Origin of the sequence: Pectobacterium cacticida (genome assembly GCF_036885195.1) — a bacterium.
Classification (GTDB): Bacteria; Pseudomonadota; Gammaproteobacteria; order Enterobacterales; family Enterobacteriaceae; genus Pectobacterium; species Pectobacterium cacticida.
Genome location: NZ_CP133656.1, coordinates 580,502 through 592,143, shown reverse-complemented (window position 1 = coordinate 592,143; position 11,642 = coordinate 580,502). Strand labels below are relative to the sequence as shown.

Genomic DNA, 11,642 nt, shown 5'->3' with positions numbered 1-11,642 from the left:
CAACGTGCGATTCCCTAACCAACGTTTAACTCAACTCTTTATTCTGTTGCAGAACGAGACACTACCGCAAGATGAATTGGCACAGCGGCTCTCCGTGTCCACGCGTACCGTCCGGGCCGATATCACCGCATTGAATACGCTGCTGACACATCATGGCGCGCAATTTATTCTTAACCGCGGTAGCGGTTATCAACTAAAAATTGACGACGCCGTGCGTTATCAAGCCCTACAGCTTGAATGCCCACAGGCATTGTACACGCCACGCAGCGGGCCGGAACGCGTTCAATGTATGCTGCTCCGTTTTTTAACCTCGCCGTTCTCTCTCAAACTTGAAGATCTCGCGGAGGAGTGGTTTGTCAGTCGCGCTACGCTGCAAAATGACATGACAAAAGTACGAGAATGGTTTTCCCGCTATAACTTAACGTTGGAAGCGCGGCCGCGTCACGGTATGAAGCTATTCGGTAGTGAAATGGCGCTACGCGCCAGCCTGACCGATTTACTGTGGGAACTCACGCCCCCAAATAGCCAAAATTCGCCCATCGCCGACGCGGCGCTGAACAAGGATGTGCAGACACAATTAACGTCGATACTGCACCGTGTTTTTACTCGCCATCATATTCGCCTGACCGATGAGGGCGAACGGTTCATTCGTCTCTATTGTGCCGTAACAGTTCGCCGTATTCGCGAGGGGTTCCCCCTGTCGGAGTTTAGGGCCGAAGACGGCGATGAAAACGTGCGTAATGCAGCGCGGGATATTGCGATAGCGCTACAACCGTTAGCAGGAAAACCCTTAGCGACATCTGAAGAACACTGGCTGCGCGTCCATATTGCCGGACGGCGCGTACAAGATCTGGTGCCCAGCGTGATCAGTGCCGATGATGACGAGACGCTGGTCAATTATCTCCTTAGCTACATTAATAGGCACTATGGCTATAACCTGCAAAATGATACGCAACTACATGCCGATCTTTCGACGCATATCAAAGCCATGATTACCCGCGTGCGCTACCAGATAATGATTCCTAACCCACTGCTGGGAAATATCAAACAACATTATCCAATGGCATGGGATATGACGTTGGCCGCGGTCTCAAGCTGGGGAAAATATACGCCATATGTGATTAACGAAAATGAAGTCGGCTTTTTAGTGTTGCATATCGGCGTTGGACTTGAGCGACATTACAACATTGGCTACCAGCGCCAGCCCCAGGTCATGCTAGTGTGTGATGCCGGTAACGCGATGGTGCGGATGATCGAAGCGGTACTCTCGCGTAAATATCCGCAAATTATGGTTACCCGCACTGTTACGCTGCGTGATTATGAGCAGTGCGAAAATATTGTCGAAGATTTCGTCATTTCTACCGCTCGCGTCAGGGATAAAGGGAAACCTATCGTCACTATCGCGCCCTTCCCCACCGACTACCAGTTAGAGCAGATTGGTAAACTCGTTCTCGTAGATAGAACGCGACCATGGATGCTAGATAAATATTTTGACGCAATACATTTCCGCATTATTGATGGCCCAACCGATCAGCAAACACTGTTTAAAACGCTTTGCAGCCAGTTATACGATGAAGGCTTTGTTGATGCGGAATTTTTCGACTCTGTCGTAGAACGTGAAGCCATTGTCAGCACGCTGTTTGGCGAAGGAATTGCCCTCCCTCACTCTCTGGGTCTGCTCGCGCAAAAAACCGTTGTCTACACCGTGCTGGCTCCACAGGGGATTCAGTGGGGAGAAGAGGTAGCACATGTCATTTTTTTACTGGCCATTAGCAAGCGTGAGTATGAAGAAGCGATCGCTATCTACGATATCTTTGTGACATTCCTACGCGAACGCGCCACCGCAAGACTATGCCACTGCACAGATTTTGCCGCCTTCAAAAGGGTCGCTATGGAATGTGTCAGCCGCTTTTAATTCAAGGCTTCCATCAGATATCGCTTATCCCCGCCCGCACTGGGCGAGGATTTATCGCGGATTTTACGAAATAGAAGCCCGCAGGCTTCTGATATTCAAGACGAAAGATTACCAGCGATAGCTGATATTTGCGCTGACGTTGCGCCCTTCGCCGTAGTAGCACCAGTAATTACAGGCGCTGACATACTCATGATTCGCCAGATTGGTCGCATTGATTTGCAACCGCCAGTCTTTGCTGAAATCATAGGCGATCATCGCATCCCATAACGTATAGGCTGGCACTTTCATATCCGACGAATTGGCGATATCGCCGTAAGAGCTGCCTACGTAGCGCACGCCGCTACCAATACTGAGTCCTTCCAGTTTGCCGTTGAAGGCGTAGTTCGCCCAGCCTGAAATGATGTGTTCAGGCAATCCCACCAGGCGTTTACCCACTTCGCCAACAGAGCCGGATTTCGTCGTCTTCACTTCGTTGTAGGTATAGTTTGCCGTCAGCGTCAGCCCGGTATACACCTCACCGCTGAATTCAAGCTCCAAACCGCGTGAACGCGCTTCCCCGGCCTGAACCGTAAGGCCTGGGTTGTTAGGATCGGTGGTTTTAACGTTTTTCTGTTCCAGGTTAAACAAAGCGGCAGAGGCATAGCCGTTAAAGCCTTCCGGTGTATATTTCACACCAATTTCCGCCTGCTGCCCTTCTTCCGGCACATAAGGACGTTGATAACCATCCCGTCCCGCAACGGGCAGGAAGGATTCCGAATAGCTGATATAGGGTGACACGCCGTTATCAAACAGATACATCAGCCCGGCGGCCTTGGTAAATTTGGTGTCATCCGTGCGCGTATCCTCTCCAGAGGATAAATTACGGTCGCGTGACTTCGCCACATCGTAACGCCCGCCGAGCAGGAAGATCAGACGCTCATCATATTTGATCTGGTTTTGCACGTAGTAGCCGGTTTGATGACGTCCGGATCGGTGCTGGAACAACTGGCTGTCCGGAGACGTATAATGACCGTAAACGGGGTTAAAAATATCAATAGGATCGCCGAATGCGCTCAGATTCGCGTCGCGACTTTGTGTATTGGCGCGCCGATAGTCCACGCCCAGTAGGAGGGTGTTATCGATCTTTTCCCCCAGCCATTCACCCACCAGGCGGTTATCCGTGGCCCAGTTTTGCGCAAAGCCATCACGGTAAGTCAGGCCACGACTGGCATGACGCTCATCCACCATCGCCATCGCATACACATTGCGCAGATCCAAATTCAGATAGGTGTAATTCAGGTTCTGCTGGAAGGTCCAGGTATCATTCAGATGATGGGTAAACTCATAGCCCAGATTGAGTTGCCGGGTATTGTGGCGGTTAATATCGGGTTCACCCAGCGACGTGGTATAACCGACTTTGCCAAACGGCGTATTGTGCAACGTACCATAAGGCAGCTTAAAACCATTGGTCGTATCGGATCTCGTATCCATGTAACTGGCTAACACGGTCAGTTCGGTATTTTCACCGAGGAAGGTGACGCTGGGAGCGAGATAAAAACGTTTGCTCTTCGAGAAATCCATCTCCCCCGAGGTGTCGCGCGCCAGCGCCACGACGCGATACAATACCGAGCCATCATCATTTAATGGGCCAGCGCTATCAACGGCCAGATGGCGGTAATCGTTAGATCCATATTCCAGCTCAACTTTCCCTTGCGGTAAGCGCGTCGGCCGTTTGGTGATAACGTTAACCAAGCCACCTGGCGGGTTCTGCCCGTACAGTACCGAGGCCGGACCTTTCAGCACCTCAATGCGTTCAACACCGAACGGTTCAATCTGTTGACCGTAAAACCCGTCTTCATTCAGCGTAGCCAATCCATTTTGGAAACGAGACTGATCGCTAAATCCACGGATGGTCACCCATTCCGCTTTGTTATCTGGGCCGTAGGTCGTCGCCAGCACACCGCTGCTATAGCGTAACGCTTGATCGATTTTTTGCGCACCGCGCTCTTCGATTTGCTTTTCTGTTACCACAGAAACCGCCCGCGGCGTTTCTGAAATCGGCACATCCAGCTTCAGCGCGGTATTCGGCGGCGCGGTGACGACGATACGATCATTTTTAGCGACAGCAGGCGCCGCAGCAGACACGGGGTCATTCGCGATATCCTGCACAAGTGCCACACTGCCATCGCCGCTGTATTGCGCACGCAGGCCACTCTGGCCAAGTATTTGCTGGAAACCCTGTTCAACGCTGTAGTTTCCCTGCAACCCGGTTCCGCGTTTACCTGCGACGATAGCCGGATCGTAAGAAAGCAATACCCCGGCCTGCTGGGCAAATTGATTAAGAACCTGATTGAGTGGGCCAGAAGGCACGGCGTAATGTTGAACCGACGCCGCATAGGCCGCGACTGGCAAAGCAGAGACAAACGATGCCCCCAGTATTCCCGCACGTAAAGCACGCACCAACACATGGGTACGAAATTTAACCATTATTGTTCCCCTATCACCGACAAAACACGTGTATTCGCAGGCTATGCCAATGGAGAGCATCAAAAGGGGAACTTAAAGTGAAAATAATTATGCTGCTAACAACATGGAGGATGATAGACAGCCTCTGCTGAGCAACTGCCCAGGGCCAAAATGGCAAGTAACATAGCCCTAATGGGATAGGTTCCACTATTAGGCTGATCGCATTAATTGAGGGAACGCACTCTATTAAACACAAATTCAAAGAGCGCTACGGTGGCAGGCGGGGTAGAGCCGATTACGGAGATTATCCCTCTATTTTATAAGGAATAAGAGGGCGACGGTATCGATAACGTCATCATTACTCCAGAAACATTTATCATATTTCTCGCACTGGCCCGTCGTTCTCTCCGGCACCGGGAAAACAAAGGAAATAATAATAGCGAAACGTTTCGCTATCAAAGATAAAATGCATTAATATGCAACAAAATAAGATACAACATATTATTTTTATTAATTTTTTATCTTATTATGCATTTAAAAATCGCATATTTCACCTGCTACTTATGCAAACCTGTGCAACATGTGATCTGATGGTGAGTAGCAAATAGGATAGTGGCTGACAAATTCTAACGAGGCACACGAAATGTCATTAATATATCGTTAATTTTTGTTTCGTTGTATGCAGAACAGACTGCAACATGACTCGCTAAAAACGACAGTCGTTTCAGACTACGATGCCAGGTTTTTCGCAGGTTCAACCGTCTCCTGATTTAAAATCAGCAAAGAGAGCACGCTGTTTTCCACATTTAGCTTAGAAAAAGATAGCGTACTTTGCTGGTCTTTAGTAAAGCCATCGGACAGTAGGCCCGACACCACCTGCGTACTCAGCACATTGGAATTATTCATGAAATCGTGATACGCGAACTTCACGTTAAGCGGTAATACATCATCAATTGAGACGGGATCGCTCCTCTCAGCATGCAACCCAAAATGAGCGTTGAAGGCAGAATTCGCGCAAACGACTTTACATTTTTCGTCAATTACCGCCACGGCACGCCGATCCTTCTGAACGGGTTGAGAGAGCATACCTAAAATTTCATTCCGGCCGAATATCAGACTCATTGTTTCCTCTGCATCATGCTATGTAAAAAGATATCTCACAGCACACGGTCACCATGCGCTATTGATAAAAAGCCAACCTACCGGAATATAAAATCCTCCCGGTACAAAATGTTCTTATCTTAAGAAATCGCCAAATAAAATAACGGGTTTTGCTAATCGTGACCGTACCCCCCGACCTTAGATTAACCGGGCTAAAACCGCTGTCGCTTTATAGCGTCAGTAGTAGGGATACAGCTACATTATTTTTGGAAACTGGAAATTTCTGAATTAAGAAATAAGAATTCGCCCTACCTCTTCTTTTTATTCGTCTTATTCGTGCTTAACCGTAACACGGCTCTTTTTGAGATCGACCAATTTGGGGCCGTAGAATCTACTTACTAGGTAGATTATTCTACACCGACCCGCTCGGTTGATAATCTGATCGACCGATTTCACTAATTGCTCAGCCACCCTGCACAACCGGAAAAAACCAATAAACAGCATACTAATAAGGGCTAACCAGCTGCCCGATGAAGAAATATACCCCAAACTGGGTTTCTACTATCGGCTGAATAAGCGGGATCTTTATACCTTTTGATCGTATGTGGCGATCAAAAACTTGATAACAATAGATATAATCTATTGAAAACAATGAATTGATCGTTAGTGGCATCATAACGGGTTGATAACGCGACACGTCGCCATACTGAGGCGTAGCTCGCTTATCGTGTCAGAGTTATACAAAAAAAACGAATTTCTAAACCAGCGGGTATCTTTTAAGTCTTAAGCCTCTCCTCAACGCCTTCCTATCATTGCGTGATCGATAGCGCAAAAAACAAACAAATATAACAAACACATAACAATTAACTAACTATTGACATAAAATTAACATGTTTAAGGAGAAGCGCTATGACATCACATCAAAAACATGCTATTCCCGCCGCCATTGCAGAAAATGCCCTGATCAATGCCCGGCAATACGACGCGATGTATCGGCTGTCGGTTGACGACCCGGATACTTTTTGGGGGGATCAGGGAAAAATCGTCGATTGGATTAAACCCTATACCACGATCAAGAACACCTCGTTCGACCCAGGGCATATTCGCATCCGCTGGTTTGAAGACGGTACATTAAACGTAGCGGCAAACTGCCTGGATCGCCACCTGGCCGAACGGGGCGAGCAAACCGCGATAATCTGGGAAGGTGATGATGCAACCGAAACTAAGAAGGTTACCTATCGGGAATTACACCAGTCCGTGTGCCGTTTTGCCAACGTATTAAAGTCGCAGGGCATCAAGAAAGGAGACATTGTCGCCATCTATATGCCAATGGTGCTGGAAGCCGCGGTAGCAATGCTGGCCTGCGCCCGCATCGGCGCGATTCACTCGGTGATTTTCGGGGGATTTTCTCCTGAGGCCATCTCCGGACGCCTTATTGACTCTAGCGCCAAACTCATCGTGACCGCCGATGAAGGCGTGCGCGCCGGACGTATTATTCCACTGAAGAAGAATATTGATGAAGCATTAAAAAACCCCCACGTCACGACAATCTCCCGCGTCATCGTTTTCCGCCGCACAGGTCACCACGTTGAATGGCAGGATGAACGCGATCGATGGTGGCACGATCTGGTGGAACAAGCTGACGATCATTGTCCGCCGGAAGAGATGAACGCGGAAGATCCGTTGTTCATCCTTTATACCTCTGGATCGACCGGTAAACCCAAAGGGGTTTTACATACTACTGGCGGCTATCTGGTTTATGCCGCGCTGACCTTTAAATATGTCTTCGACTATCACCCCGGCGAGATCTACTGGTGTACGGCGGACGTCGGCTGGGTTACCGGGCACAGCTACCTGCTTTATGGCCCGCTGGCCTGCGGTGCCATCACACTCATGTTTGAAGGGGTGCCGACCTGGCCCGATGCCCGCCGTATGGCCCAAGTCGTTGATAAACACCACGTCAATATCCTCTATACCGCACCGACTGCGATACGTGCGCTGATGGCCGAAGGCGATAGATCGATCGAGGGAACATCGCGTGAATCACTCAGAATCATGGGCTCCGTCGGCGAACCGATTAACCCAGAGGCCTGGGAGTGGTATTTCAACAAGATAGGTAATGGCAAATGTCCGATCGTCGATACCTGGTGGCAAACGGAGACGGGTGGCTTCATGATCGCTCCCCTGCCCGGTGCGATTGAAGCGAAAGCCGGTTCCGCAACGCGTCCATTTTTCGGCGTCCAGCCTGCGATCGTCGATAACCTCGGTACTCCGCTGGAAGGGGCTGCCGAAGGCAATCTGGCGATCGTGGATTCCTGGCCGGGCCAGGCAAGAACGTTATTTGGCGATCATGAGCGCTTCGAACAAACCTATTTTTCTACGTTTAAAGGTATGTACTTTAGCGGCGACGGCGCACGCCGTGACGACGATGGCTATTACTGGATCACGGGGCGCGTTGACGACGTACTGAACGTTTCAGGACACCGTTTGGGTACGGCGGAGATTGAATCGGCGCTCGTCGCCCATCCTAAGATCGCCGAGGCAGCCGTCGTCGGCATTCCACACCAGATGAAAGGGCAGGCTATTTACGCCTACATCACGTTGAACCACGGCGAAGAACCATCCAGCGAGCTGTATACCGACGTTCGCAACTGGGTGCGTAAGGAGATCGGCCCTATTGCCACGCCAGATATCCTGCATTGGACGGATGCCCTGCCAAAAACGCGATCCGGCAAGATCATGCGCCGCATCCTACGCAAGATCGCCGCTGGAGATACCGGTAATCTGGGGGATATCTCTACACTCGCCGATCCTGGCGTCGTCGAAAAACTGCTGGAAGAAAAGCACGCCATGGGCGCCGCTTCGTACTAGCCACCAGCGCCAACCTAGCGGTTTGGTGAAGATTGGCCTACGCGCACGATAAAAAGCGTGAAATAGTGACGAATTCTCAACCGCTCATTGTTTATGAAAAGTAAACGGGTTATGAGAAGTAAACGGGTTATGAAGAATAAATGCACCATTAGGTGCGTACTTGATAGATATTGAGGCTACTAATTAGCAGTATGGCGATATTCACCGCCATACTGCCTAACAAGCCAGATATCTACCTATTTAAAGGTATAGGCGACACCGGCGCGTAAACGAAGCTGGCGTTCGCTGGATTTTGATGAACGACCGATATCACCAAAACTGACATAAGGGCTCCATTCTCTTTTTGCCCCTAAGGCATAATTAAACTGTAGCTCCTGCTCATAGTCGTATTTTTGATTAGAAAACATTTTGGCATCGCCATACTTATAAATAATTTTATACGTGGTGCTTAAGTTATCCCAGCGATAGCGAAGATAACCATCAACGCGGTTAACGGTTCTATGTTTATCGGTACTACAATAAAATCGACCGGCTTGATTACAGCGATCGTCATGCGCATAATCCGTGAGCTCTAAACGATATAATCCCCCCACCGACCAGCTATCGTTAATTTTATACCAGGGCGATACGCCGACCTTCCATTCTGTACGCGATGAATTAAATTCTGGTTGGAATAGCGGCGTTATCGTCCAGTTTCCTACATAATATTTTTTGGCTAACGTCATCTCTACCGCATTGAGCACGGTATCATTATAATACTTATCTTTAGGATCGCTGCCCCCGGTTTTAAATTTTGTTTCAACCGCAAATGAAAAATCATTCGGTAATTGGGTTGCCAACGTTAATTTATCAAAATGCGTTCTATCCCGTAATCGATACTCATGGCGATAATCCATTGAGACATTTCTGAGCACTACATCAGCGCTGGCCTGTCCCAGACAAGCTAAAGATAGGGAGGCAGCAATAAATACCTTATTAGCCGTTTTCATGTCACCCTCATTATTATGGATGTTGTGTTGGTTTTAATAATCGGTAATATTATTCTTCACTTAACGTAACGATGTCATACATCAGGCTTCCGCCTTTTAATTGCAGGGAAATAACGTTATTCCCTTTTTTCAATACCTCATAGCTCACTGGAATACGGTTTAAATGATAACGACCACTTTGTAAGGCGCCACGATAAAGCGTTTTATCATTCTCATACTTGAGCGTTTCAACCTTTTTGCCATTTACGACGACATCCAATTCGGGAGCTGTTGCCTTGGTCATGCCGAAGTTACTCGCTCCGGCCAGAGAGAGTGTGAGAAAATAGGTTTTCTTTTCCGGCTGTAGCGCAAAACGAATATCCCATTTACCGGGTTTGGTCTGAGCGTAATACCAATCGCGTGAATAATCGCTGCGATCAATATCAAAAGTCAGATTAGCAGGGACGTCATTTTGCCAGTGATAATTACGCACTTTATCGCCAAAGCGGAATTCGCGCGCCTGACGATCCGCCTGCCCTATCGCCCAAATAATCTTATTGGCGGCGGGCAAGGAAATATCTGCCAGTTGTTGTTTTACGCCAGTAATATCGACAGTCTGTTGCGCCAGTACGCCGGGCTGAGTCCCACCATTGGCATAGACCGAGACCTGATATTTTCCCGGTCTGACATGCTCAATACTGAATTTCCCCTGGCTATCGGTCGTTCCCTGATAGGAATAACCGCGCGTTTGCAGATCAAAGGGTTCATCTAATGATGAAGACAGGACGACCGTCATCGGCTGTGTGCTATTGATCTTGCCGCTCACCGTGGTGCGCTCTAATGGATAGAGCGGATCATTCACCCAACGATAGGGCCAGGAGACTTTTTCCGTTAGCGATTGCCGATCGGCATCCGCAATCACCTGTTTTTCATCTCCCTGATTAATATATAACAACCAGGGGCCATAGAATTTTTTCCAGCCGGGTTTAGCCACCATGTCCGGGGTGCCAAAATGCGAGCCGGTCATATAATTGAGAATGATGGCATCCTGATGCACCATTAAATCCTGCTTGAGCGCATCGCCGGAAAAATATTCCGGACTAGCATGAATCAACCATGCCCCCATCCCATGACCAAATACGCCCCAGTAGGGTGTTGAGCGCATATAACCAGCAAAATCATATTTGGAATACACATGCCCGTCAGGTAAACGCCAGGTTTCATCCTGTACTTTCGGTAATTGTTCGAGCTGGCGATAAAGCAGAGGTTTGCCAATATGAACGCCGTTATAGAGATGATCAAGTCGCGAGGGGTCAAAGCGATAGACATTACGTAATTCACTCACCTTCACATCTTGGCTGCCCGTATTCTCCGCGACCACATAGCTATAAATACCACTGACCCCCTTGCGCATGATCAGGTGATATTCCAGCCGCAGCAGTCCGCCTTTATCATCAATGTAGGCTACGTGAGCGATATCTTTATCTTGTTTTATGACTTCGACGCGTTCAGGAACGAAATCTTTAACCCCTTTAACGTAATAATCCAGATAAGCACTGCGGGTTTTACTGGGATCGCGTATCGCACCGGAAAGGTTAGTGACAATATTGACTCCTTGTTTGGTTATGCTTTCTGCACTACCGTCTTCCTTAAATTTAACGTTAAGCAAACCATTATCTAAAACGGTATTCATTCCAGTAACCGATAGAGATACATTACCATTCGGGGCGCAATATCCATAAGGAACCAATACCGTACTCATTAGCAGCAGGATACCTTTATTCACAGTTCGACCTCTTTTTTCCACGCAATTTTAAAAAATCTTTAGCGAGTATTTTCGTTGTTTAAAATGGTCTTTAGTCGCCACTAACGATGGGAAAAACTGAAGCCATAACACAGCTAATCACCACCATTAATGGCAACGATGTTGCTTATCTCTATGCTTATGGCTGGCGCTATTCCCAAAATGAATCGTCTGGCGTACAGCAACGATAAAATAGAACGGCGGGTTATTGGTTACCTTTATTCCATTGCCACGGAATGACAAAAACAGGCAACAGAATGAAGATCGGCACGATCAACATCTCATTAATAAAAACTTATCATCGTCATTAAAAAACACGTAAACACATTAGTTTACGAATTGCATTAATCATTAATATGTTGAACCGTCCACCGTGGATGAACTCTACTTTCAGACTGTGGGAGAAACTCTCCGCACAGGCATTATCGTCGCAACATCCCTTCGCGCTCATGCTGCATATCAGCCCATTGCCTTTGATAAAATTCTGATAAGCATGGGAACAGTACTGGCTACTCCTGCCTGAAAGGTGAATTGCTGC

General features: G+C 48.2%; 6 protein-coding genes and 1 pseudogene. 2 read left to right on the top strand and 5 right to left on the bottom strand.

Features of this window, described 5'->3' with window-relative positions; translation table 11 throughout:
- The first annotated feature begins 4 nt into the window (after nucleotides 1–4).
- Nucleotides 5–1,915 (top strand): BglG family transcription antiterminator, encoded by a 1,911-nt coding sequence (locus RFN81_RS02760; protein WP_264497681.1) that lies wholly within the window; start codon nucleotides 5–7, stop codon nucleotides 1,913–1,915.
- Nucleotides 1,916–2,023: 108 nt separating this feature from the next.
- Here RFN81_RS02760 and RFN81_RS02755 read toward each other — a convergent pair whose 3' ends face one another.
- Nucleotides 2,024–4,381, bottom strand: a complete 2,358-nt coding sequence (locus tag RFN81_RS02755) for a TonB-dependent siderophore receptor (RefSeq protein ID WP_264497680.1) — start codon at nucleotides 4,379–4,381, stop codon at nucleotides 2,024–2,026.
- A gap of 708 nt (nucleotides 4,382–5,089) precedes the next feature.
- Complete coding sequence (locus RFN81_RS02750) at nucleotides 5,090–5,482, bottom strand: transcriptional regulator (protein ID WP_264497679.1); 393 nt, start codon at nucleotides 5,480–5,482, stop codon at nucleotides 5,090–5,092.
- Between the two features lie 888 nt (nucleotides 5,483–6,370).
- Here RFN81_RS02750 and acs point away from each other — a divergent pair.
- On the top strand, nucleotides 6,371–8,332 hold the full coding sequence (gene acs, locus RFN81_RS02745) for an acetate--CoA ligase (RefSeq protein WP_264497678.1): 1,962 nt from the start codon (nucleotides 6,371–6,373) through the stop codon (nucleotides 8,330–8,332).
- A 236-nt stretch (nucleotides 8,333–8,568) separates the two neighbouring features.
- Here acs and RFN81_RS02740 read toward each other — a convergent pair whose 3' ends face one another.
- The 3 genes and pseudogenes from RFN81_RS02740 to RFN81_RS02730 all read right to left on the bottom strand — a co-directional run.
- Entirely contained in the window at nucleotides 8,569–9,321 is a 753-nt protein-coding gene (locus RFN81_RS02740) for an oligogalacturonate-specific porin KdgM family protein (RefSeq protein ID WP_264497677.1), read from the bottom strand.
- Nucleotides 9,322–9,370: 49 nt separating this feature from the next.
- Nucleotides 9,371–11,062: a polysaccharide lyase family protein gene (locus tag RFN81_RS02735; RefSeq protein WP_378929280.1), complete on the bottom strand. Its 1,692-nt coding sequence runs from the start codon at nucleotides 11,060–11,062 to the stop codon at nucleotides 9,371–9,373.
- Nucleotides 11,063–11,465: 403 nt separating this feature from the next.
- A pseudogene (locus RFN81_RS02730) lies at nucleotides 11,466–11,621 on the bottom strand (IS3 family transposase); the annotation flags it as partial.
- Nucleotides 11,622–11,642: the final 21 nt, after the last annotated feature.

What these genes read in the sequence shown, in the direction of transcription:
- RFN81_RS02755 (WP_264497680.1), bottom strand. Translation starts at nt 4,381, where the DNA reads ATGGTTAAATTTCGTACCCATGTGTTGGTGCGTGCTTTACGTGCGGGA.
- RFN81_RS02735 (WP_378929280.1), bottom strand. Translation starts at nt 11,062, where the DNA reads ATGAGTACGGTATTGGTTCCTTATGGATATTGCGCCCCGAATGGTAAT.
- RFN81_RS02750 (WP_264497679.1), bottom strand. Translation starts at nt 5,482, where the DNA reads ATGAGTCTGATATTCGGCCGGAATGAAATTTTAGGTATGCTCTCTCAA.
- RFN81_RS02740 (WP_264497677.1), bottom strand. Translation starts at nt 9,321, where the DNA reads ATGAAAACGGCTAATAAGGTATTTATTGCTGCCTCCCTATCTTTAGCT.
- acs (WP_264497678.1), top strand. Translation starts at nt 6,371, where the DNA reads ATGACATCACATCAAAAACATGCTATTCCCGCCGCCATTGCAGAAAAT.